Raw genomic sequence first — 24,687 nt, forward strand, 5'->3', positions numbered from 1 at the left:
CTCCCGAAGGAGACTGGCCACAAACATCCATCTAGGAACTAGTTGTTGCTCGAGAGCTTCTCGCGCAGCGCGGCAAGAGTCTCGTCGTCTGCGAGCGTTCCAGCGCCCGCAGCAGATGCGGTCTCGTCGTTCGAGAACGAGGACGAGCCAGCAGGCGCACTGCTGATCGACTCTTCCTGAATCGCGGCAGCAGCAACCTGCTTCTTGTGCAGTTCCCAACGACCCTGAGCGGCAGCGTAGTCCTGCTCCCACTTCTCGCGCTGTGACTCGAAACCATCTTTCCATTCGTTGGTCTCGGGGTCGAAGCCGTCCGGGTACTTGTAGTTGCCCTGGTCGTCGTACTCGGTGAGCATTCCGTAGAGTGCCGGGTCGAACTCGGTACCCTCGGGGTCAACGCCCTCGTTGGCCTGCTTGAGGCTCAGCGAGATTCGACGGCGCTCAAGGTCGATGTCGATGACCTTGACGAATACTTCGTCGCCAACCGAAACGACCTGCTCGGCGAGCTCAACGTGCTTGCCCGAAAGCTCGGAGATGTGCACGAGGCCCTCGATGCCGTCTGCGACGCGAACGAACGCACCGAACGGAACGAGCTTGGTGACCTTACCGGGAGCAACCTGTCCGATTGCGTGGGTGCGGGCGAATACCTGCCACGGGTCTTCCTGCGTTGCTTTGAGCGACAGCGACACGCGCTCGCGCTCGAGGTCAACCTCAAGAATCTCGACGGTAACTTCTTGGCCGACTTCAACAACTTCTGAAGCGTGCTCGATGTGCTTCCAGGAGAGCTCAGAAACGTGAACGAGGCCGTCTACGCCACCAAGGTCAACGAATGCACCGAAGTTGACGATCGACGACACGACACCCTTGCGAACCTGGCCCTTGGCGAGGTTGTTGAGGAACGAAGTGCGGCTAGCCGACTGCGTCTCTTCAAGGAGTGCACGGCGTGAAAGAACAACGTTGTTGCGGTTCTTGTCGAGTTCGAGGATCTTGGCTTCGATCTCTTGGCCGAGGTACGGCGTGAGGTCACGAACGCGACGAAGCTCGATGAGCGATGCGGGGAGGAATCCACGAAGACCGATGTCAACGATAAGTCCACCCTTGACGACCTCAATGACAGAACCGGTGACAACGCCATCCGATTCCTTGATGAGTTCAACATCGCCCCATGCACGCTCGTACTGCGCGCGCTTCTTGGACAGGATGAGACGGCCTTCTTTGTCTTCCTTCTGAAGAACAAGAGCCTCAACGGTGTCGCCAACGTTAACAACCTCTGTGGGGTCAACGTCGTGCTTGATGGAAAGTTCACGAGAGGGGATAACACCCTCAGTCTTGTAACCGACGTCGAGGAGAACCTCGTCACGATCGATTTTGACGACGGTACCTTCGATAAGGTCACCATCGTTGAAGAACTTCAGAGTCTTTTCGACCGCGGCGAGGAAATCTTCAGCAGATCCAATGTCATTGATGGCGACCTGCTTGGGTGCCTTGTCGGTCGTTGCGATTGTCATGTAGTAGTAGCTCCGGTATGGGTTGCGCTTCGAGAAGCGCACTATTGGGCCAACGGCAAGATGTTGCTTTGTGATCGCCGAAGGCAGGCGAATAAGAAGTCGCAATTGCGACACTCCAGCCTAACGCCTGAAGTGGGGTAAACCCAACCAGTGAGGCGCGGTGTTTCTGACTATTTCCCCGGAATTGATTCTCTGCCGCACGGGCGGACAACCGCCCATTGGTTTCAGCGTTGCTCGTACGGCGCCATTAGCGCTGTTCGAAGAGTGTCGAGACCGACTCCCCCAATGTTCAACGCGCGGCGATGGAAGGCGCGCAAGTCGAACGACGCTCCTTCGCGAGCCTTACATTCATCACGCAGCTCTTCCCAAATACGCTGACCAACTTTGTACGACGGCGCTTGGCCCGGCCAGCCGAAATAACGGTTCACCTCAAAGCGCACGTTGGCGGGATCAAGAGTGACATTGTTGGTCATGAATTCAAGCGCATAATCCCAATCCCAGCCCCCAGTGCCGCTGAGCTTCGGCTTGCCGAGGTGAACACCGATGTCGAGAACGACACGGGCGGCGCGCATGCGCTGACCATCGAGCATTCCGAAACGGTCGGCGGGATCATCCAGAAATCCAAGTTCACTCATAAAACGTTCAGCATAGAGTGCCCAACCTTCAGCATGACCAGACGACCCCGACAATTGACGCCGGTAGGTATTCAACTGATCACGGTTATAAACAGCCTGAGCTATCTGCAGATGATGACCGGGAACGCCCTCGTGGTAAACCGTGGTTGCCTCGCGCCACGTCGTGAACTCGGTTACCGACTCTGGCACCGACCACCACATGCGCCCAGGACGGGAGAAGTCATCGCTCGGACCCGTGTAGTAAATGACCCCATCGTGGGTCGGCGCAATCATGCACTCTAGGGCCCGCATCGGTTCGGCAATATCAAACTGGGTGCCTGCAAGCGCGGCTATCGCGTCGTCGCTGAGCTTCTGCATCCACTCGCGCAACGCGTCCGTGCCGTGCAGAGTACGAGAAGGATCGGAATCAAGGTATGCGATCGCCTCGGCAACCGTTGCTCCCGGTTTGATTTCACGGGCAATTTCTTCTTGCTCACGGGCCATGCGGGCCAACTCTTCGATGCCCCACTCGTAAGTCTCATCGAGGTCGATCTTCGCACCGAGGAACCGCTGCGACTGAAGGGCATAAAGATCGCGGCCGAACGCGTCCTCGGCGGCCGCCTTCGGTGCGAGCTCAGTCCGAAGAAACTCCTCCAGTTTTTCGTAACTATTGCCCGCTTCAGCAGCACCCGTTGCCAATACCTTGCCCAACGGAGAGTCATCGTCAGTCACCGAGTGAGCGCCCGCGATGAAGCTATCGAAAAAGCCCCCGGCGGCGGCGATTTGCTTAGTCTGGACGATTACTTCGGCGACTTGCCGTTGCGCTGGCACCACGGCCTCATCAATTCCCTGGCGAAGCGTCGCGATGTAGCCGTCAATCGCTGCGGGAATGCTGTGGAGACGATCGGCGATTGCTGACCAGTCTGTTGCCGACGCCGTCGGCATAAGGTCGAGCACGCCGCGAATGTCTTGGGCAGGACTTGCCAAATTGTTGAGGTCGCGCAGCCACAAGCCGGCAGCATCAGAGTCAAGATCGAGTCGTAATGTCGACACCATCTCGGTCTTTGTGACCAGATCTACGTCGTCAATGACTGCGGCATTCTCGAGACGAGCCAGTACCTCCCGCGTGGCGCTGACCATACGGGCGTGGCCATCAGGCGAATAGTCGGCGTAGCCCGAATGCTCTCCCGGCAACCCGATCCACGTGGCAATTGCGGGGTCGAGAATGGTGAGCGTCTCCACCCATTCTTCGGCGATCGCGTCAATTGGGGTTGTTTCGCGGGCACTGGCCGCAGCGATGGCCGCGTGCTGAGGATCTAAATCCGACATCGTTGTTGGCTCCCTCTATCGTTGTGCGACTAGGTGCCTAATTATCTAGTTCACTGGCCAACAGTTGTGCGAGCGACTCCAACGCAGCCTCGGCTCCGTCATCATCGGAGGTTAGCGTTACAGAATCTCCGTACGCGATCCCTAAAGAGAGAACGCTAAGAATGCTGCTGCATTGACGGTCTTGTCTGCAGAGTCGGTGAGCATCACCTTTACTCCACAGGCGCTCACTGCCTGAGCGAATACCGACGCTGGTCGAGCATGGAGCCCAACCTTCGATCCGATGGATACAGTTTTGCTCGTCATATCGACTCCCTTGTGACGGTAGTTATTGCTAGTTCTGAACAGCGCAGGCTCTAGTGGGCCGCAGTATCCCAGTTATGCCCGGTTCCAATTTGCACATCAAGAGGAACAGAAAGCGTAGCCGCTCCTGACATTCGCTCATGGACAATGGTAGTCATCCGCTCAAGTTCTCCCGCAGCGATTTCGAACACCAATTCGTCATGAACCTGAAGCAACATTCTTGACTTCAATCCTTCAGCGCGGATGTCTGCGTCAATCTGGAGCATCGCAATTTTCAGGATGTCTGCAGCCGAACCCTGAATTGGAGAGTTCAACGCCTGCCGTTCGGCATTGTCGCGCAATACGCGGTTCTTCGAGTTGAGATCGCCGAAGGGGCGTCGCCGACCAAAAATAGTAGTGGTGTAACCATCAGCGCGAGCCTGCTCGACGACGTTGCGAAGATAATCCCGTACCGCCCCAAATCGCGCGAAATAGTCGGTCATCAATGCTTTAGCTTCGCTGGTCTCAATGCGGAGCTGTTTACTGAGCCCAAAAGCACTAAGCCCGTACGCTAACCCGTACGACATTGCTTTCACTTTTGATCGCATCTCGGACGTCACGGCAGCGGGCTCAACGCCAAAGATCCGCGAGCCGACAAAGCGGTGAAGATCCTCGCCGTCGTTGAAAGCCTGGATAAGACCCTCATCTCCCGACAGGTGAGCCATGATGCGCATTTCGATCTGAGAATAGTCCGCCGTCAACAACGTATCGAAGCCAGCACCGGCCTCGAAGGCGGAGCGTATTTGGCGACCCGTCGCCGTCTTAATCGGCACGTTCTGCAGATTGGGTTCGTTGGATGCAATGCGCCCCGTACTCGAACCAGCTTGCTCATACGTCGTGTGAACTCGGCCAGATTCGTCAATCGCTTTCTCGATGCCGGCGATAATCTGGGCGAGTTTTGTGGCGTCTCGGTGTTTGAGGAGCAAGTCAAGAAACGGATGCGGAGCCTGTTCTTGCAAGTCCGTCAGACTGGCAGCATCCGTTGAGTAACCTGTCTTGTTCGCCCGAGTCTTCGGCATCTCCAACTGCGTGAAGAGCACCTCTTGGAGCTGTTTGGGACTGCCCAGATTAATCTCGCGACCGATCACCTCGAAGGCATTGCGCGCGACCTCAGCTGCTGTTTCTGACAGCGATGTGCTGAGGTCGTTCAGCAACTGTCGATTCACGGCAATGCCCGTGCGCTCCATGCGGGCGAATACAGGAACGAGGGGCATTTCGATGTCGTTCAACACGCTCAACGAACCCTCGTCAAGCTTGTCGACAAGATAAGCCGCCACCCGCACGACGTACCAGGACATCGTAGCCGGGCTCAGTGCCTCGGTCTCGGGAACCAACTGGTTGGGGTCACTTTGCTCAATTGTCTCGCCGAGATAGTTGTAAACCTGAGCTTCTAGCTCCTCGGGTTTTGCGCTGGGCTTGAGAACCCAAGCTGCAAGCATGGTGTCAAACGCGATGCCTGCGACCTCAAGACCATTTGCCGAGGCAATTTTGAGCTGCGCCTTCGCTGAATGCATGAATTTCGGCGCATCACTGGCTAGCCAGTTGGTCAGGGCGACGTAGTCGAGCCGGTCGGATGCCCACGGCACGAAGGCTGTTTCTGTGGCCGTCGCGAGCCCTAGTCCTGTGACGGTGCCCTCGACTGTGGCAATAGTCAGCCCGAGCGGTTTAGTTCCCTGAGCACTGTTGGTGTCAATCCACTTCGCGAGCTCTTCGTCGACCATCGTGCGAACGACGGGAACCGTCGAGACAGAGTCGGCTGGCGCCGATATTGACGGCTCGTCGCCCCGTTCCGCGGCCGCAATTTTTAGCACGCGCTGAAGCAGTGTCTTGAACTGGAGGCGATCGAAAACTTCTTGAACAGCTGCCTCGTCAATTGGTCGACGATCGAGGTCTGTCACGGTGACAGGCAATTCAACATTCGTGAGCAGATGATTCAACTTGCGGTTGCGAACAGCACGGTCCATCTGATCGCGCAGGTTCTGACCGACGACACCTTTGATCTCCTCGGCATGAGCGAGAACCTCGTCGAGCGACCCGTAGAGGTTGATCCATTTGACAGCGGTCTTCTCCCCCACTTTGTCGACGCCGATGAGATTGTCGCTAGTTTCGCCGACCAGAGCAGCAACGTCAGGATATCGATGGGGTTCGACACCGTAGCGCTCGAATACCGCATCGCGGTCGTATCGCTTGAGCTCAGAAACACCACGAGCATTGGGATAGAGCAGCGTCACGTCGTCATTGACCATCTGAATTGCATCGCGGTCACCAGAAACCACGAGGACACGGAACCCGTTACTGGAACCCTCGTGCGCGAGAGTGGCGAGAATATCGTCAGCCTCGTAATCCTCTTTGCTGAGCGTCTGAATACCCATCGCCTTCAAAGCTTCTTCAAGGAGAGGAATCTGGCCGACGAACTCGACCGGAGTCTCGCCTCGGGTGCCCTTATATTCGGGGTACTCCCGAGTGCGGAAGGAATAGCGCGAGATGTCGAAAGCGACAGCAAGATGCGTTGGCTTCTCATTCCCCAGAAGCGAAATAAGCATTGACAAAAATCCATGAATGGCATTTGTGTGCTGCCCGTCACGGTTCTGAAAACTGTCAACTGGCAGCGCATAAAACGCTCGGAAGGCCAGCGAGTGGCCGTCAATGATCATGAGGGTAGGCTTTTGAATATCCGTCACGCAGCCAGCCTAGCCGCGCCTGCCGACAGCCGAAACGACTTAGCTCGAAGGACTCCGCTGTGAAGTATCCCGATGACCTTGATCCTGAACTTATCGCCCGTCTTATTGAGTCAGGCGGCGGAGCATTAACTCGAAAAATGGGGATCGAGTTTCTGGAACTCGGCGCCGACCGTTCGGTCGCGACGATGCCGGTTGAAGGAAACACTCAAGTGATCGGCATTTTGCACGGCGGCGCTCACGTGGTGCTTGGTGAGTCGCTTGGATCAATCTCTTCAGCGATTCATGCCGGTCCCGGCAGAATTGCGATGGGAATCGAGGTCAACGCGACTCACACTCGTGCTGTGCGCGAAGGAATCGTTACGGCCACGTGTACTGCTATTGCGCTGAGCCGCACTCTGGCAACCCACGAGATCGTCATTCGCGACGATCAAGAGCGTCGGCTTTCCACCGTGCGAATCACTAACATCCTCAAGGACCGCCCTACCTCGTAAGGCAACGCGAGGGCGCTAGTTACTTCTTAGCGCTCAGTTGGTCGATGATCGCCTGGGAAACATCGTGCATCGTCAATCGACGATCCATTGACGCCTTTTGAATCCAACGGAACGCGTCAGGCTCGCTGAGCCCCATCTTCTCGTTTAGGAGACCCTTAGCTCGGTCTACGAGCTTGCGGGTCTCGAAACGCTCGACAAGGTCGCTGACCTCTGCTTCGAGAGTAATGATCTGGGCATAACGACTGAGCGCGATCTCAATGGCCGGAAGCAAGTCGTTCGGCGTGAATGGCTTCACCACGTACGCCAGAGCGCCAGCCTCTGACGCCCGCTCAACGAGTTCTTTCTGGCTGAAGGCAGTGAGCAGCACAACGGGCGCGATGTGGTTAGCACTCAGGCGCTCTGCGGCAGAGATTCCGTCGAGCTGAGGCATCTTGACATCCATGATGACCAGATCCGGGCGCAGCTCGGTCGCAAGAGCAACGGCGGTCTCGCCATCACCCGCTTCTCCGACAACCTCGTAGCCGGCGTCTCGGAGAATTTCAACGATGTCCATGCGGATGAGGGACTCATCTTCGGCAACGACAACGCGACGTGGAGCAGTTTTATTGGTGTTTTGGTCAGTCACAAGCGCAAGCCTACGGTATTCTATTCAGCGTTGTAGTCAGCCGAATTGGCGGAATGGTAGACGCGGAGCACTCAAAATGCTTTGTTCGAAAGGACGTGTGGGTTCGAGTCCCACATTCGGCACAACATTTATTATCGAAAACCGATCACTATTCTCGGTAATCGGTCAGTCTTCGTCCCAACGTGGACGGTCACGGCATGACTCCTCATGAGGGATCGCTTCTCTCTGTGAGCTGTAATCACGATTGGTAGCCGCCTGATCGCTTGCTGGTGCCATGGTTCACGAGTCTGCGAGATCCGGCTGCCTCCGGCTGCTGGCATGCCGCGAGGGCGACTGGAGAGCTCCCGAGGGGCATGGTGAGTCGCGCCGTACCCTACGTGCAGAGTGTGGCGCAGCCGCGCCCGCGAGTCCGGCGAAATTAAGACAGTGGTGCCGGCGTCGAACTCCTCAGTTCAACGCCGGCACCCTAGTTTTAAGCTAAAAGCGGAAGCTATTTAGTAGCCCAGGCCGGGGCCTTGGCGTTAATCGCATCGCCAACTACGTGCACGCGCAAGTCGTTCGTCGATCCAGCGATTCCGGGAGGGGAACCAGAAATCACCACGACCGTGTCGCCAATTTCAGCCAGGTTTTGATCGAGCAAGACCTCGTCAACTTGGCGGTACATTTCATCGGTGTGGGTAACGCGATCGACAACAAATGACTCAATACCCCAGATCAGTGCCATCCGGCGCTGGATATCTGGGTTCGGAGTAAATGCTTTCATCGGAATACGGAATCGCAGTCGCGACATGCGGCGCGCGGAATCACCCGACTCTGTAAACACACAGACATACTTAGCTTCTACGAAGGCGGCAACTTCGGCTGCGGCAAGAGTAATTGCCCCACCCTGAGTCTTCGGCTTTGTGCCAAGCTCAGCGATACGGTCGAGACCGTGCTCCTCGGTTGACTCAACAATCTTCGCCATCGTTTGAACGGTAATCACGGGGTACTCCCCCACGCTGGTCTCGCCACTGAGCATCACAGCATCAGCACCATCCAAGATCGCGTTTGCGACGTCAGAGGTCTCTGCTCGCGTCGGTACAGGGCTTGAAATCATCGACTCAAGCATCTGAGTGGCAACGATAACGGGCTTCGCCATTCGACGTGCAAGCTCCACCGTGCGCTTCTGCACGATCGGTACAGCCTCGAGCGGAAGCTCTACACCGAGATCGCCACGAGCAACCATGATCGAGTCGAAGGCGTCAATAATCGCTTCTAGATGGTCAACGGCCTGTGGCTTCTCAATCTTGGCGATGACAGGAACACGACGGCCCTCTTCATCCATGATCTCGTGCACACGAATGATGTCATCGGCATTACGCACGAATGACAAGGCGATGAGGTCAGCACCGAGCTTGAGCCCCCAACGGAGGTCGTCCTCATCCTTTTCGGACAGTGCCGGCACGTTGACAGCTACTCCGGGCAAGTTAATACCCTTGTTGTTGGAGACAGCGCCCGCAACGATGACCTCGGTCGTGACGACGGTGTCGGTCGAGCTGACAACCTTGACCTTGACCTTGCCATCGTCAATAAGCAAGAAGTCGCCAGGAGCAACATCCTGCGGGAGACCTTTGAAAGTTGTGCCGCAGATCTCACGGTTGCCGAGGATATCGTCTGTCGTGATCTTGAAGATGTCACCGACTGCGAGATCGTAGGGACCATCTTCAAACTTGCCGAGACGGATCTTAGGACCCTGAAGGTCAACCATTACGGCAACGGCGCGGCCAGCGTCTTCAGCAGCGCGGCGCACATTCGCATACACCTCCTCATGAACGGCGTACGTTCCGTGGCTGAGGTTCATGCGAGCAACATCGACACCTGCATCGATGATTGCCCTGATGTTCTCGTAGCTCGACGTAGCCGGGCCGAGTGTCGCGACGATTTTTGCGCGTCTCATAACTTCCTTTGACGATTCAGTGGTGGTTGAACGGGGTGGTCGTACTAGTGGTGGTGAAACAGTTAAACAGTCATACCGCGGTCGGTAGGAGAAACGGGGAACGGCAATTGTGTCTCCCCCTCAAGATAGCGATCTACAGCGGATGCTGCGGCCCTACCTTCAGCAATAGCCCAGACGATTAGTGATTGGCCGCGACCAGCATCACCGACAACGTACACGCCGGGGGTTTCTGTCTGGTAGTCGGCATCGCGCGTAAGGTTTCCACGATCATCTGACTCCAATGGAAGCTGACGATCGAGGGATTCTTTTTCGGGGCCAGTGAAACCCAACGCCAGCAACACGAGGTCGGCAGGAATCTCACGCTCGGTTCCTGCCTTAGGTACACGGCGGCCATCAACGAACTCGGTCTCGGCAACTTTGATTGCGCGAACCTCGCCAACAGCATTAGTGACGAACTCGACAGTCGAAGCCAAATAGAGGCGTTCACCGCCCTCTTCGTGTGCGCTCGATACTTCGAACAGCGTTGGAGTGAGGGGCCACGGCTGGTGTTCTGGACGTTCAGCGGGAGGCTGAACACCGATGGCTAAGTTCGTTACAGACAGTGCGCCCTGACGGTGCGCAGTACCGATGCAGTCAGCTCCCGTGTCTCCGCCACCGAGGACAACCACGTGCTTGCCCTCAGCGGTGAGTTGTTCGCTCACGGTGTCGCCAGCGACGACTTTGTTTGACTGCACCAAGTACTCCATGGCGAAATGCACGCCAAGAGAGTCACGGCCGGGAACCGGGAGATTGCGGGGAACAGTCGCGCCCGTCGCTACGACTACTGCGTCGTATCGTGCGCGCAGGTCATTCCAAGCGATGTCGACCCCGATGTTTACGCCCGCCCGAAAACGCGTTCCTTCGGCCTGCATTTGAGCGAGACGGGACTCTATGTGTCGCTTCTCCATTTTGAAATCAGGAATACCGTAGCGCAGCAGACCACCGATGCGGTCCTCACGCTCGAACACTGCAACGGTATGACCAGCACGCGTCAGCTGCTGTGCTGCGGCCAACCCGGCGGGGCCAGACCCCACAACGGCGACGGTCTTGCCGGTGAGACGTCCGGGAGGATGCGGTGTCACATTGCCGTCGGCAAACGCTTGGTCGATGATCGAGACTTCGATCTGCTTGATCGTGACCGCGGGCTGATTGATCCCCAAAACACACGAACTTTCGCACGGTGCCGGACACAGTCGCCCGGTGAACTCGGGAAAATTGTTTGTCGCGTGAAGTCGCTCTATCGCTTCAGCGCTCTCACCACGACGCATGAGGTCGTTCCACTCGGGAATCAAGTTGCCTAGCGGGCACCCCTGATGACAGAACGGGACGCCACAATCCATACAACGCCCCGCCTGTCGAACCAACTGGCTCGATTCTTGCTGTTCGTACACTTCTTTGAAGTCCATTAAGCGCAAGCTAACTGGACGTCGTTTGGGGAGCTCCCGCTCCTGTACCTTGAGGAATCCCTTGGGATCAGCCACCGGTTACCTCCTTAATTCGCGCCCAGGTGACGTCCCCGTCAGGGTCAAGTCCCTCGGCCAATGCGGTTGCTCGCGTCTGAAGTACCGCCGCGTAGTCACGCGGAGTGACCTTCGTGAATTGCGCCGCGGTCGACTGCATGTCTGCAAGCATTCCCTCTGCGACAACGGACCCGGTTTCTTCGAAGTGGCGTTCAAGCAGATCTTTAACTATTTCGATGTCAGCGCTGCCGAGCCCGCTCAGCACCAGTTCACCGGAACTCAGCGACTCACCATTAACGCGCTCTTCACGCAACTCGTGAACGTAGGCGGTTCCCCCGGACATACCTGCGCCGAGGTTGCGGCCCGTTGCGCCAAGAATGAGAACGAGACCACCGGTCATGTACTCAAGAGCATGGTCGCCGACACCCTCGGCAATCGCCGTTGCGCCAGAGTTGCGAACCATAAATCGTTCACCAACCTTGCCGCGGATGAAGATGCTTCCGCTGGTAGCGCCATAGCCGATCACGTTTCCCGCGATCACATTGTTCTCTGCGGCAAAGACACTCGCCAAATCGGGTCTGACGACGATCGATCCTCCGGAAAGCCCCTTACCGACGTAGTCGTTACTGTCGCCGTACAGCTTTATCGAGATACCGGCCGGTACGAAGGCGCCAAGAGATTGGCCAGCAGATCCATGCAGCGTAATCGAAATGGTGTCCGCGGGCAGACCATGCTCACCGTGGCGAAGAGTAACTTCGTGCCCCAGCATTGTGCCGACCGCACGATCAGTGTTGCGAACCGGCAGATCGATCTCGACTGACGTCTTGTTGTCGAGCGCATCACGGCTCAACTCGATGAGCTTCTGGTCGAAGTGCTCGTCTAGCTCGTGGTCCTGAGCTACTGACTGAGTGCGAGGCGCGTCTGCCGCAAACTCTGGGCCATTGAACACCGGGCTGAGATCGAGGCCATCGGTCTTCCAATGAGAGATCGCTCGGTTCATGTCGAGAAGCTCGCTATGCCCGATTGCTTCTTCGAGCGTGCGGAAGCCGAGTTCAGCGAGGTACTCGCGAACTTCTTGTGCCAGGAACTCAAAGAAGTTCACAATGAACTCTGGCTTACCGGTGAATCGTTCACGCAATTCAGGGTTCTGCGTTGCAACTCCGACCGGGCAGGTATCCAAGTGGCACACGCGCATCAGAATGCAACCCGAAACAACGAGTGGCGCCGTCGCGAAGCCGTACTCTTCAGCTCCGAGAAGCGCACCGATAATTACGTCACGACCGGTCTTCATCTGGCCATCGACCTGAACGACTACTCGGTCGCGCATCCCATTGAGCATGAGCGTCTGCTGGGTTTCTGCTAGCCCGATCTCCCACGGTGTGCCCGCATGCTTCAGCGAGTTGAGTGGGCTTGCTCCCGTGCCGCCATCATGGCCCGACACAAGAACAACATCAGCTTTTGCTTTGGTAACGCCAGCGGCAACCGCGCCAATACCCTTCTGGCTGACGAGTTTGACGTGCACTCTGGCCGAGGGATTCGATCGCTTCAAGTCGAAAATGAGCTGCTTGAGGTCTTCGATCGAATAGATATCGTGGTGTGGAGGCGGCGAGATAAGACCGACTCCCGGGGTGCCGTGGCGAGTTCGTGCGATCCACGGATACACCTTGCCCGCGGGAAGTTGACCACCCTCGCCAGGCTTGGCGCCTTGAGCCATTTTGATCTGAATATCATCGGCATGGGTCAAGTACATACTCGTTACGCCGAAGCGACCGGAAGCGACCTGCTTGATCGCGCTACGGCGAGTGGGATCAAGCAAGCGGTCAACATCCTCGCCGCCCTCGCCCGTGTTCGACCGGGCGCCAAGCTGATTCATCGCAATGGCAAGAGTTTCATGTGCCTCTTTGCTGATCGAGCCGTAGCTCATTGCTCCGGTGCTGAATCGCTTCACGATGCTCGCGACCGATTCAACTTCGTCGATCGAAATCGATTGTCGACCCTCGGTCTTGAATGTGAAGAGGCCGCGCAGAGTCATCAGATTCGCAGCTTGGTCGTCAACCTTTGAGGTGTACTCGCGGAAGATATCGTAGCGACGGGTGCGCGTTGAATGCTGCAACTTGAAAACGGTTTCAGGGTTGAAAAGGTGCGGCGGGCCTTCACGACGCCACTGGTACTCGCCCCCGGTGTTGAGTCGCTCGTGAATGGTCGGTGCACGATCTTCTGGGTACGCCGCCATGTGACGTGCCGCGTTCTCGCGGGCGATCGCGTCGAGGCCGACACCACCAAGGATGCTTTTCGTCCCGGTGAAATACTGGTCCACGAATACCTGAGAGAGCCCAACGGCTTCGAAGGCTTGCGCTCCGGCATACGAACTGACGACGGAAATACCCATTTTCGACATGATCTTCAGAACGCCCTTACCCAGGGCGGTAATGAGATTGCGAACTGCTTTCTCCGCAGTGACGTCGGTAATCGTGCCATTACGAACGAGCTCTTCGGCGGTTTCCATCGCCAGATAGGGATTGATCGCCGATGCGCCATAACCCACCAAAAGCGCGACATGGTGAACTTCGCGCACATCGCCGGCCTCAACGATCAGGCCGACCTTCATCCGTTCCTGTTGACGGATGAGGTGATGATGCACGGTCGCCAGCATGAGCAGCGACGGAATAGGCGCTAGATCTTTGTTCGAGTCGCGGTCCGAAAGCACGATGAACTCCGCGCCATCAAGGATCGCCGCATCAGCTTCAGCACACATTGCGGCCAAACGCGCTTCCATAGCGGATGGCCCGGCATCGACCCGATAGAGACCCTTGATCGTCGTCGCTAAGCGAGATCCGGGATGCGGTTCGATGTGCTGAATCTTCGCCAGCTCATCGTTATCGATTACCGGGAACGCGAGAGCGACTTGCTTGGCGTGATCCGGCGTCGCCGCCAGAAGATTGCGCTGTGGACCGACGCCCAATCGCATCGACGTGACAACAGCTTCGCGGATGGAATCAAGCGGGGGGTTAGTTACTTGCGCGAACTGTTGAGTGAAGTAGTCGAACAGCAAACGGGGGCGCTCAGAAAGCACTGCAATCGGGGTATCAGACCCCATCGCGCCGAGTGGTTCAGCACCGAGTCGAGACATCGGCTCGATGAGGATGCGGACTTCTTCCTCGGTGTAACCGAAGGTGCGCTGACGGCGAGTCACCGAGGCGGGCGTGTGCACAATGTGCTCGCGCTCTGGCAACTCTTCGAGCGCAATTCGACCACTCTCAAGCCACTCCGCCCACGGCTGTGATGCCGCAAGTTCTGCCTTGATCTCATCGTCTTCAATAAGACGACCAGCTTGAGTATCGACCAAGAACATCTTGCCTGGACGCAAACGCCCCTTGCGAACGACCTTGGTCGGTTCAACGTCGAAAACGCCGATTTCACTCGCCAGAACAACGAGCCCATCATCAGTGACCAAGTAGCGTCCGGGACGCAGCCCATTGCGGTCAAGAGTCGCTCCGACTAACGAACCGTCTGTAAACACGAGTGCCGCAGGACCATCCCATGGTTCCATGAGCATCGAGTGGTACTCGTAGAACGCACGACGGCGAGGGTCTGCGTCGACCTGATTCTCGTAGGCCTCCGGAACCATCATCATCATTGCGTGAGGCAGCGGACGCCCCGCGAGATTCAGTAGCTCAACAACCTCATCAAACGATGCCGAGTCGCTCGCGCCTGGCGTGTTGACCGGAAGAATGTCTTGATGTTCCCGAAAACTGCGGACTCGAGTTGGGACTGGCGGGCGCGCATCCAGTTGCGGTTGCCCTGCACAGTGTTGATCTCACCGTTGTGAGCCACCATGCGGAAAGGCTGTGCCAGCGGCCACGACGGGAACGTATTCGTGGAATACCGAGAATGCACGAGAGCAAGCTTTGATGCGAAGCGCTCGTCAGAAAGATCAGGATAAAACGGCTCTAGTTGAAGAGTCGTAACCATGCCCTTGTACGTGATTGTTCGGCACGAAAGCGACGGGAAATAGACATGCAATTCGCGTTCGGCACGCTTGCGTAGACGATAGGTCTGGCGATCCAGATGGATGCCGCGAAGCGTGCCCTTCAGGTCGACTCGCTTTGACTGCAAGAACAGCTGCTCAAAGGCGGGCATTGCGTCGCGTGCGAGACTGCCCAATTCGTCGGGCTGGATGGGGACTTCACGCCACCCCAGGACGGTAAGGTCCTCTTCTTCCGCCAGCTTTTCGATGCCAGTCTTAACTTCTTGGCGCTCGTCAGTGTCGTGGGGCAAGAACGCAATTCCTACCGCGTACCGACCATCACTAGGTAGGTCGAAGTCGACGACGGCCCGGAAAAAGGCATCCGGAATCTGCGTCATGATGCCAGCACCATCACCGGTGCCAGCATCAGACCCGACGGCACCGCGGTGCTCTAGATTGCGCAGCGCTTCGAGGGCTGTCGCAATGATGTCGTGCCCGGGCGTGCCGCGAAGCGTCGCCACCATGGCGAGTCCACAAGCATCTTTCTCATTGGATGGGTCGTACATCCCTGCCGCGGCGGGGATCGAACCAAAGCGTTCAAAGGGTGGGGTAACAGCCATGCCGTACCGTCCTCACGTGTTACTGGTGCGGAGAGGGACTTCTCTGGCCCATAGAAAATTCAGAGCCGGATAGTGGCCTGAGGGGTGTGACCGCTTGTGGCGGACTATTTCGAAGCAGTGACCGGAGCGGACTCGTCGGCAGCGTTGACGACAATGTCATGCTCGGAATAGGTTTCATCGGAGTTTACAACACCATCGGCGGTCCAGATGTGATCATCGACATAGGCACTGCGTTCTACACCCGCATGGCGACGTGATTGCACGATGAACAAGATCACTCCGAGGACAACGGTGAGAATCGCTCCCCACACGTTTACGCGGAGCCCGAGGTAGACCTCGCTTGGGTCGATCCGAATGGACTCGAACCACACACGGCCAATGCCGTACCAAACCATGTAGAGCGCCCAAACTTTGCCCCACTGCAGCCTTCTCGGGCCTGACGCAGACAATGTCGGAACCGTGAGCCCAAGAACGTGCTTCTTGACGAAACCATACTGGCGCTCCATCGTCAGCAAGAACACAATGCCGACAACGTTCCAGATCATTTCGTAAAGAAATGTGGGGTGGAAGAGAGTATCTGCAGGCAAACCGATCGGGATTACCGAGTTTGTTGCCTCAATCTCTAGGCCCCACGGAAGATCAGTCGGCTGGCCGAATAGCTCGTGGTTGAAGTAGTTGCCGAAGCGGCCGATAGCTTGGGCGAGAAGCATGCCGGGAGCGAGGGCATCCGCAAAGCTCCAGAAACGGATACCTGTCTGGCGCGCACCGATGAACGCACCGACAGCGCCACCAATGAGCGAACCGAAAATAGCGTTTCCGCCGTTCCAGATTCGAATAACTTCCCACGGATCTGCGCCCTCAAAGAAGTAATCTCCTGGGTGGGTAAACACGTGATATAAGCGTGCTCCAACGAGTCCGAGCGGCACAGCCCAAATGATGATGTCGATAACGACCCCAGGCTCAGCACCGCGGCTCGTAAGCCGACGCGACGTTAGCCACGTCGCTGCGATGATTCCCACAAGAATGCAGATTGCATACGTGTGGATCACAATTGCTTGGCTCGGGTTAACGCCAATTCCGCTCAACCACTGGCCGAACGGGATTGTTGCGAGCGTCGACCAAGAGTCGGGCGGGCTCGGAATACTGAACGGCACTAATGACAAAACGGTCACCTTTCTGGACTGCGACTAAGCAAGCGTACCGGTCGAAAGCGACGCTGCAGTCTGTGCGACTGCGCTCACCCCACCGGTCGCCAACGCGCTAACGAATACTGACCCGACAATTGCACCATCGGCGTAGGTAAGAACCTCATGCACCTGTTCAGCGGTGGAAATACCGAGGCCAACGCACGCGCTGGTCGAACCAGCAGTACGCAGGCGTGCGACTAGCGTCTTGGCCGCCGAGTCAACGTCAGACCGGGCACCGGTAATACCCATCGTCGATACGGCGTAAACGAATCCAGTACTTGCCTCAACCGCGCGCACCAGTCGTGCATCGCTCGACGAAGGCGCTGCGAGAAATACGCGATCGAGCCCGGTCCGCTCAGACGCGGCAATCCACTCCGCAGCCTCGTCGCTCACCAGATCAGGCGTAATGATTCCTGCTCCCCCGGCTGCCGTGAGCTGGTCGGCAAAACGGTCAACGCCAAACTGCATGATCGGGTTCCAATAACTCATCAGCATTACCGGCGTCGATACTCGGGAAGTGATCTCCGCTACCGCATCGAAACCATCCTGAAGCCGAAACCCATTAGCGAGCGCCTGCTGCGTGGCCTTCTGAATGGCTGGACCGTCCATCACTGGATCGGAGTATGGCAAGCCCAGTTCAATGACATCTACGCCATTCTCCGCAAGAGCAACGGCCGCCTCGATACTGTCCGCGATCGTGGGAAAACCAACCGGTAAATAGCCGATGAGAGCGCCAGAGCGGTCACGATTCGCCTGCGCAATGGTGTTTTCAACAGTGCTCATTATTTCTCCTCCGCGACCGGAGTTGCGGTAGAAGCTGCTGCCGCAGCATCCGCGGCATCAATGAGATCAAAGTATTCCGCCGCAGTCTCCATGTCTTTATCGCCACGGCCGCTGAGGTTGACCAAAATAACCGAATCCGGGCCAAGCTCTTTGCCTAGTTTGAGCGCGCCAGCCAAGGCATGAGCAGACTCGATTGCCGGGATGATGCCTTCAGTTCTGCTCAGAAGGCGCAGTGCCTCCATAGCTTCAGCATCGGTTATCGGCAAATAGTTGGCCCGCCCGATGTCTTTGAGCCATGAGTGTTCTGGGCCGACACCTGGGTAGTCGAGGCCGGCAGAGATCGAGTGCGATTCGACGGTCTGGCCGTCTTCGTCTTGCAACATATAGCTGCGGGCGCCGTGAAGCACACCAGGGCGACCGCGAGTGAGGGTAGCGGCGTGGCGCTCGGTGAGGTGGCCTTCGCCGGCAGCTTCGTAGCCGTAGAGCGCGACATCCGGGTCATCGAGAAATGCGTGGAAAATGCCCATGGCATTGCTGCCGCCGCCGACACAGGCTGCGACCGCTGTCGGTAGGGCTCCAGTGAGCTTGATTACCTGCTCGCGAGCTTCGTCGCCAATGACCTTGTGAAAGTCGCGAACCATTACGGGGAACGGATGAGGGCCAGCGACCGTGCCGAGGAGATAATGAGTATCTTCAACGTTCGCTACCCAGTCGCGCAAGGCTTCGTTGATCGCATCTTTCAGGGTGCGCGAACCAGCGGTGACCGGGATAACCTCGGCGCCGAGAAGGCGCATTCGAGCCACATTCAAGGCTTGACGTTCGGTATCGACTTCGCCCATGTAGACGACGCAGGACATTCCAAAAAGCGCCGCAGCGGTGGCCGTAGCAACGCCGTGTTGCCCTGCACCGGTCTCAGCGATCAGGCGGGTCTTCCCCAGTCGACGAGCAAGCAGAGCTTGACCGAGAACATTGTTGATCTTGTGCGAGCCAGTGTGATTGAGGTCTTCGCGCTTCAGGATGATACGAGCCCCGCCAGCGTGTGCTGCAAAACGCGGCACCTCGGTAATGATCGACGGTCTGCCGGTGTAGCTAGCGTGCAACTCTGCGAGCTCCGCTTGGAACACGGGATCGATCTTTGCTGCGTTGTAGGCAGCATCGAGCTCGTCGAGAGCTGCGATCAGCGACTCGGGGACAAAACGTCCGCCGAATTCTCCGAAATAGGGGCCTAGTTCATCTCTCAGCATTAGCAGTCCAAAAACTCTTGCAGGGTGGCAATAGGGTCACCGGTGACGAGTGCTTCTCCCACGAGAACCACATCGGCGCCTGCCCGTCGATAGTGGGCGACGTCGGCAGCAGACTTCACGGCAGATTCGGCAATACGGATCACACCGCTCGGGATCTGATCAGCAAGTTCACCGAACAAATTTTGATCAAGCTCGAAGGTGCTCAGGTTGCGTGCGTTGACACCAACCAGGCTTGCCCCAACATCTAGCGCCCGGGCAACTTCGTCGGCCGAGTGAGTTTCGACCAACGGAGTCATGCCGAGCTCGACGATCAAGTTGTACAGCGACTCGAGGGTCTGTTGGTCAAGAGCGGCAACGATGAGGAGAACAAGGTCGGCACCGGCCGCGCGCGCCTCGAAAACTTGGTACGGCTCGGCAATGAAGTCTTTGCGGAGAACGGGGAGGCGAACGACAGACTTAACCGTCATAAGGTCGTCAAGCGAACCACCGAAACGACGTTGCTCAGTGAGCACGCTGATAGCACTCGCACCACCTGTTTGATACGACAAGGCCAGCGATGCGGGATCGCTGATCTCCGCAAGAGCACCCCGTGACGGGCTTGATCTCTTGATCTCAGCAATGATGTGAACTCGCTCGCGCGGCGACAGCGCAGCAAGCGCGTCCAAAGCAGGGACTGCTTCAGTTGCAGCACGCTCTACATCAGCAAGGCTGACAGAATCCCGACGAACGGCGGCATCTTCTAACGCGCCGTCGACTAAATCGCTGAGCACTCTAGTTGTGAGGCTCGACGGTGAGCTTGTCGCCACCGACGCCATAGCCGAGCTTGCGCAAAACCTGGCCAACAATTAGTCCGACAACCACAAGACCAGCCGAGGCAAATACTAGCCACGGAATGACGAACCAGAATGCGAGGGTTCCAATCGCGAACGCGACCAACATGATGACAACGGCGGTCCATGCCGCCGGCGAATTTCCGTGGCCGGGGTCATTATCAGTACTCATCAGGCTCCATTCATTGCTGATCTTAAATTCTAGCGGGAGTAAAGCTCGTGGTCATGCCACTCACTCGGCGGTTGGGTCGATTCCCCGGCTCTGCGCATCCCATTGCGATGCCGGATCATCGGCAACCACCGTCGTCGCGCGGTCATACTTCTTCGTCGCCACGGGCCAACGATGAGCCGAAAACGTCGCGAAGAGACCAATAACGACGATGAGCCCGCCCGCGATGATCGCTGGGACTGGCCACGCATTAACGTTGACAACGTCGACGAGCGCTCTGAGCGAATCAGTCCCGCTGATGCCCGTGACATCCGTGATCAATGAGCCGGAGGAGATAACGGGATCGGCAAGCGCACCCTGACTGACCGCAACGATAGTTGCGCCGACAGCGGCAGCAACCACACCGAGAATTCTTCGCACGATGAGCGAAGAGAGACTGAGCGCGGCGACCAGAGCGAACGCTGAGAGGGCGAGAGCGGCGAGTGATCCGGCAGCATCGCTGCCGAGGACCTCCACGCGTGAACCGTCGCGCAAGATGATCGTGAACCACGTTTGAGTCCACGACAGCATGACCGTCGCTGCCGCAACAACCAAACCACTCAAAACTAGGGGTCGAGCGCGCTTGAGAATCATGAATTCAGCCGCCGCATGGCATTCGCTACCGCTACTGCCCGCAGCGGAGCTGCCGCTTTGTTCTGCGCTTCTTGATGCTCGGAAACGGGGTCAGAGTCGGCGACAAGTCCTGCCCCTGCCTGCACTCGCGCCATCCCATCCACAATGGTCACGGTGCGAATCGCGATCGCGAGATCAACGTCGCCAGCGAAGTCGAAATACCCCACAACTCCCCCATACACGCCACGTTGTGCCGGCTCCAACTCATCAATGATCTCGAGAGCGCGAGGTTTGGGCGCGCCAGATAGCGTTCCCGCGGGGAACGTTGCTCGAAACACGTCCACTGCGGAAGCCCCATCAGCAAGGTTCCCCTCCACCGAGGAAACCAAATGCATGATGTGACTGAAACGCTCTACCTGCATAAACTCGGTGACCGCGACAGTGCCCGGGCTGCACACCTTAAGGAGATCATTGCGAGCCAGATCGACGAGCATGAGGTGCTCAGCACGTTCTTTGGTATCCGCGAGCAATTCCTCAGCGAGCTCAAGATCTTGCTCGGTGTCAACGCCACGAGGGCGCGATCCCGCGATCGGATGCATGTGCACCCGCTTTTGCGAGACCTTGACCAGAGCTTCTGGGCTGGCCCCCACGATCGAATAAGGACGTCCATCCACGTCAACGAGCGACAGCAAATACATATACGGCGAGGGGTTTAGCGTGCGAAGCACGCGATAGACATCAAGCGGCGTAGCGCTGAGCTCGTGATCGAAGCGCTGGGAAATAACGACCTGGAAGACATCCCCGTCGCGAATGAAGTCTTTTGATCGCGCAATCGCCTCCGCATATTCCTCGGGAGTGCTGCGGGAAATCGGTGACGGCGCGATGTCAATATCGACGTCGGCCAGATAAGCCTCCGTCGGTCGCGCAAGGCCGGCCTGCAGGACATCGAGACGTGACTGACTTTCGGTCCACATCGCACCACTGTCTAATTGACCATCATTGAGGACCGTCGAGATCAGGAGCACAGTTCCGTTGCGGTGATCGAGAACAACCAGATCAGAGACGAAACTCAGTGCTTGGCTGGGGACATCGAAGTCGGCTGGCGGCGCATCGGGAAGATTCTCCAACTCGCGAACGGCCTCCCAGCCGATGAATCCAACCAAACCGCCCGTGAGCGGTGGATGCCCGGCGACACGCGGAGTCTTCCACCGTTCGTTGAGGTGCGCCAGAGCTTCTAACGGTGCACTTGGGCAATCGTCACCCAGTACACGCTCTTTAGACAATCCGTAGTCAATCCACTCGACAGCGTCGTCCTGTTGCGTGAGCACGCCAAAGCTCGCCACTCCGACAAAGGAAAATCGAGACCAGATCCCGCCTTGACCGGCCGATTCGAGCAGAAAAGTACCGGGCTTAGCCTGTGCCAGCTTTCGATAGACGCCCACCGGGGTCTCGCCATCCGCAAAAATTTGGCGAATAACCGGAACCACGCGATTACCTGCGGCAACTAGGCGATCGAATTCTGCGCGATCGGTAGTGCTATTCATGAGAGAACCCCTGGCGCGGAGAAAGCGGATCGACCTCAAAGCACGAATGGGCGCCAGTGTGGCACGCAGGGCCAACCTGCTCAACGCCGACAAGAAGCGCATCGCGATCGCAGTCCAACGCCGCAGTGCGCACGAACTGACGATGGCCGCTCGTGTCGCCCTTGCGCCACAACTCTTGACGGCTGCGGCTGTAAAAAGTCACTCGGCCCTCGGTGAGCGTGCGGTCAGAGCCTCAGCGTTCATGTAGCCAAGCATGAGTACCTCTTTGGTGTCCCACTGCTGAATGATCGCCGGCAGTAGACCATCGGACGCGAACTGGGCTCGCTCAAGAACTTCGGCAACTGTCGCTGGGGTAAGTTCGTCGCTCATCGAGTAACCAATCCATCATTTCGAAGGGCTTCTTTGACGTCGCCAACGGTCAGTTGACGGTTGTGAAATACGGATGCCGCAAGGACTGCATCCGCGCCAGCTGCGAAGGCCGGGGCAAAGTGCTCTAGTGCGCCGGCACCACCACTGGCAATAACGGGCACGGTCGCAAATTCGCTAATCGCCGACACCAATTCGAGGTCGAACCCCTGCTTGGTACCGTCAGCGTCGATGGAGTTGACGAGCAACTCGCCAGCGCCGCGCTCCATTGCTTCGTGAGCCCACTCGATCGCGTCGCGATCAGTCTCAGTTCGGCCGCCGTGAGTTGTGACGATCCAACCGTCCCCGCGCCGCTTGATATCGAGGCTCAACACCAAAACCTGGGCACCAAATCGACGGGAGATATCGTCGATGAGTTGCGGACGGGCAAGAGCCGCACTATTCACACCAACTTTGTCGGCACCATGAGCCAAGAGCTTCGAGACGTCATCCGGCTCTCTGACACCGCCGCCGACCGTCAGGGGGATAAAAATCTGCTCCGCGGCAGAACGCACAACGTCATACATCGTGGCGCGGCCCTCAACAGTTGCTGTGACATCGAGAAAAGTTATTTCGTCTGCACCCTGCTCGTAGTAGAGCCGAGCGAGAGCAACGGGATCACCCGCATCACGAAGATCTTTGAAATTAACACCTTTAACGACGCGACCGTCAGCGACATCGAGGCAGGGAATGACCCGGACTGCGACAGCCACGGCTAGATCCTCGCTGCGTGAATCGTGCTGACGAGAATGGCGCGGGCACCGACGGCGTAGAGCTCGTCCATGACGTGGTTCGTGTCTGAGCGTCGAACCATCGATCGCACCGCTACCCACTCGGGATCGTGCAACGGTGACACCGTGGGACTCTCGATTCCCGGAGTGACCTTCGTCGCCTCATCAAGAAGCCGCAACGGAACGTCATAGTCGATCAGAACGAATTGGCGGGCGACCAGAACGCCTTGGAGCCGGCGTTGGAGAGTAGCGACTCCGTCGCTCGCTGCGGTGGTCGAGCTAATAAGCACAGCGGTGGAATCGAGAATGACTGGGCCGAAAATTTCGAGACCCTGGGCTCTCAGAGTGGACCCCGTCGAGACTACGTCGGCTACAGCATCCGCAACTCCGAGCTGAATCGCCGATTCAACAGCACCATCGAGGCTCACAAGTTCAGCCGTGACGCCATGACGCGCGAGAAAGTCGCCGACGAGCCCGGCGTAACTGGTAGCAACCCGCACACCATTCAGATCGGAAAGTTCCGTGAAGCGCCCCGGAGCGCCGGCGAAACGAAACGTCGATCCACCGAAATCGAGGCTGGCGATTTCTACCGCCGGCGACTGCGAATCCAAAAGAAGATCTCGGCCGGTAATGCCCACATCGAGAGCACCAGAGCCGACATAGGTCGCGATGTCACGGGGGCGCAGGTAGAAAAATTCAACACCGTTGCGGTCATCTCGCACGTTGAGGGCACGAGGATCGCGACGGCCAACGTAGCCGGCCTCACTAAGCATTTCTGATGCGGTATCACTCAGTGAACCCTTATTGGGCACTGCAACTCTTAACATGTCAACTCTCAGTCAGTTCGCGCGAAAAGGGGTGTGTTGGCGTCAGAGATGTCGCCACACATCCTCGGGAGAAAGCCCCTTGGCGACCATCAGAACCTGGAGGTGATAAATAAGTTGCGAGATTTCGTCCGCAGTTTCTTCGTCAGATTGAAACTCGGCTGCCATCCACACTTCGGCAGCCTCCTCAACGATCTTCTTGCCAATCGAATGCACTCCGGCATCGAGCAAGGCAACGGAGCCCGAGCCTTCGGGGCGTTCAACCGCTTTGCGGCTCAGTTCTGCAAAAAGTTCGTCGAAGTCTTTCACACGTCAAGGGTACCGCCCCGAAGGACGGTCCCCTGCCGTTTTGTGAGATGAAGCGTTGTCGCTAGTTGGTGCCGAGAAGATCGATCACGAAAGTCAAGGTGCGACCAGAGAGCTGGTGACCTCCACCGACCGGGCCGTAAGCCAAGTGGGGCGGGCAGATGAGCTGGCGGCGACCGCCGACCTTCATACCCGGGATGCCTTCTTGCCATCCGCTGATCAGTGAAGTTAGCGGGAAGTTGATGGACTGTCCACGGCTCCATGAGGAGTCAAACTCTTCACCGGACTCAAAATCGACGCCCAAGTAGTGAACGTCAACGGTGGCGCCGGCAGTTGCTTCGGCTCCGGTTCCTTCTTCAATATCGATAACGACGAGTTCAGTGGGCGCTGGGCCCTCGTAGAACTCGACCTCTGGCTTGGTTTTTCCTGAATCGCTCATGGGTCTA

The 24,687-nt window shown here is 57.5% G+C and carries 18 protein-coding genes, 1 tRNA gene and 3 pseudogenes; 2 read left to right on the plus strand and 20 right to left on the minus strand.

Translation table 11 applies throughout. The features are described 5' to 3' along the window. Positions 1–38: 38 nt before the first annotated feature. From rpsA to polA, 4 genes and pseudogenes are all read right to left on the minus strand, one after another. Positions 39–1,505, minus strand: a complete 1,467-nt coding sequence (gene rpsA / locus ON14_RS01545) for a 30S ribosomal protein S1 (protein WP_010202579.1) — start codon at positions 1,503–1,505, stop codon at positions 39–41. 224 nt (positions 1,506–1,729) lie between these two features. Then, positions 1,730–3,448, minus strand: a complete 1,719-nt coding sequence (locus ON14_RS01550) for a DUF885 domain-containing protein (protein ID WP_010202583.1) — start codon at positions 3,446–3,448, stop codon at positions 1,730–1,732. Positions 3,449–3,485: 37 nt separating this feature from the next. After that, positions 3,486–3,751 (minus strand): annotated as a pseudogene (locus tag ON14_RS16475) (HPr family phosphocarrier protein). Positions 3,752–3,801: 50 nt separating this feature from the next. Continuing rightward, the gene (gene polA / locus ON14_RS01560) at positions 3,802–6,441 is read right to left on the minus strand and encodes a DNA polymerase I (protein WP_010202588.1); all 2,640 of its coding nucleotides are present in this window, start codon (positions 6,439–6,441) and stop codon (positions 3,802–3,804) included. Between the two features lie 86 nt (positions 6,442–6,527). Here polA and ON14_RS01565 point away from each other — a divergent pair, with 86 nt between their 5' ends. Further along, positions 6,528–6,959, plus strand: a complete 432-nt coding sequence (locus tag ON14_RS01565) for a PaaI family thioesterase (protein WP_010202589.1) — start codon at positions 6,528–6,530, stop codon at positions 6,957–6,959. Between the two features lie 19 nt (positions 6,960–6,978). On the opposite strand, the gene ON14_RS01570 is transcribed toward ON14_RS01565, so the two are convergent. Then, positions 6,979–7,584 carry an ANTAR domain-containing response regulator gene (locus ON14_RS01570; RefSeq protein ID WP_010202590.1) on the minus strand — a complete coding sequence of 202 codons (606 nt, stop codon included), beginning with the start codon at positions 7,582–7,584 and terminating at the stop codon, positions 6,979–6,981. A 39-nt stretch (positions 7,585–7,623) separates the two neighbouring features. Here ON14_RS01570 and ON14_RS01575 point away from each other — a divergent pair. Beyond that, a tRNA-Leu gene (locus ON14_RS01575) sits at positions 7,624–7,706 on the plus strand. A gap of 368 nt (positions 7,707–8,074) precedes the next feature. On the opposite strand, the gene pyk is transcribed toward ON14_RS01575, so the two are convergent. From pyk to ON14_RS01650, 15 genes and pseudogenes are all read right to left on the minus strand, one after another. Next, complete coding sequence (gene pyk, locus ON14_RS01580; protein ID WP_010202591.1) at positions 8,075–9,520, minus strand: pyruvate kinase; 1,446 nt, start codon at positions 9,518–9,520, stop codon at positions 8,075–8,077. Between the two features lie 62 nt (positions 9,521–9,582). Next, the gene (locus tag ON14_RS01585) at positions 9,583–11,040 is read right to left on the minus strand and encodes a glutamate synthase subunit beta (RefSeq protein WP_026037461.1); all 1,458 of its coding nucleotides are present in this window, start codon (positions 11,038–11,040) and stop codon (positions 9,583–9,585) included. Then, a pseudogene (gene gltB / locus ON14_RS01590) lies at positions 11,033–15,606 on the minus strand (glutamate synthase large subunit). Before gltB ends, ON14_RS01585 begins: the two are co-directional and overlap by 8 nt. A gap of 104 nt (positions 15,607–15,710) precedes the next feature. Beyond that, positions 15,711–16,760, minus strand: coding sequence for a prolipoprotein diacylglyceryl transferase (lgt, locus tag ON14_RS01595; protein WP_010202593.1), 1,050 nt, complete (start codon positions 16,758–16,760; stop codon positions 15,711–15,713). 33 nt (positions 16,761–16,793) lie between these two features. Then, the gene (gene trpA / locus ON14_RS01600; RefSeq protein ID WP_010202595.1) at positions 16,794–17,576 is read right to left on the minus strand and encodes a tryptophan synthase subunit alpha; all 783 of its coding nucleotides are present in this window, start codon (positions 17,574–17,576) and stop codon (positions 16,794–16,796) included. Further along, entirely contained in the window at positions 17,576–18,820 is a 1,245-nt protein-coding gene (gene trpB, locus ON14_RS01605) for a tryptophan synthase subunit beta (RefSeq protein WP_010202596.1), read from the minus strand. The genes trpA and trpB overlap by 1 nt, the downstream gene beginning before the upstream one ends. Next, positions 18,820–19,590 carry an indole-3-glycerol phosphate synthase TrpC gene (gene trpC / locus ON14_RS01610; RefSeq protein ID WP_010202597.1) on the minus strand — a complete coding sequence of 257 codons (771 nt, stop codon included), beginning with the start codon at positions 19,588–19,590 and terminating at the stop codon, positions 18,820–18,822. Before trpC ends, trpB begins: the two co-directional genes overlap by 1 nt. Position 19,591: 1 nt before the next feature. Further along, a complete protein-coding gene (locus tag ON14_RS01615; RefSeq protein ID WP_010202598.1) occupies positions 19,592–19,822 on the minus strand; it encodes a DUF6704 family protein in 231 nt (76 codons plus the stop codon). A gap of 60 nt (positions 19,823–19,882) precedes the next feature. Beyond that, a complete protein-coding gene (locus ON14_RS01620) occupies positions 19,883–20,452 on the minus strand; it encodes a Trp biosynthesis-associated membrane protein (RefSeq protein WP_010202599.1) in 570 nt (189 codons plus the stop codon). Further along, entirely contained in the window at positions 20,449–21,975 is a 1,527-nt protein-coding gene (locus tag ON14_RS01625; RefSeq protein ID WP_010202600.1) for an anthranilate synthase component I, read from the minus strand. Before ON14_RS01625 ends, ON14_RS01620 begins: the two co-directional genes overlap by 4 nt. Beyond that, positions 21,968–22,344, minus strand: a pseudogene (gene hisI, locus ON14_RS01630) (phosphoribosyl-AMP cyclohydrolase). Before hisI ends, ON14_RS01625 begins: the two are co-directional and overlap by 8 nt. After that, a complete protein-coding gene (hisF, locus tag ON14_RS01635; protein WP_010202603.1) occupies positions 22,341–23,093 on the minus strand; it encodes an imidazole glycerol phosphate synthase subunit HisF in 753 nt (250 codons plus the stop codon). The pseudogene hisI and the gene hisF overlap by 4 nt, the downstream one beginning before the upstream one ends. A 2-nt stretch (positions 23,094–23,095) precedes the next feature. Continuing rightward, positions 23,096–23,938, minus strand: coding sequence for an ATP phosphoribosyltransferase (hisG, locus tag ON14_RS01640; RefSeq protein ID WP_010202604.1), 843 nt, complete (start codon positions 23,936–23,938; stop codon positions 23,096–23,098). A gap of 42 nt (positions 23,939–23,980) precedes the next feature. Next, complete coding sequence (locus ON14_RS01645) at positions 23,981–24,244, minus strand: phosphoribosyl-ATP diphosphatase (RefSeq protein ID WP_010202605.1); 264 nt, start codon at positions 24,242–24,244, stop codon at positions 23,981–23,983. 61 nt (positions 24,245–24,305) lie between these two features. Continuing rightward, complete coding sequence (locus ON14_RS01650) at positions 24,306–24,680, minus strand: FKBP-type peptidyl-prolyl cis-trans isomerase (protein ID WP_010202607.1); 375 nt, start codon at positions 24,678–24,680, stop codon at positions 24,306–24,308. Positions 24,681–24,687 lie beyond the last annotated feature (7 nt).

It is taken from the genome of Salinibacterium sp. PAMC 21357 (assembly GCF_000247645.1).
GTDB lineage: Bacteria > Actinomycetota > Actinomycetes > Actinomycetales > Microbacteriaceae > Rhodoglobus.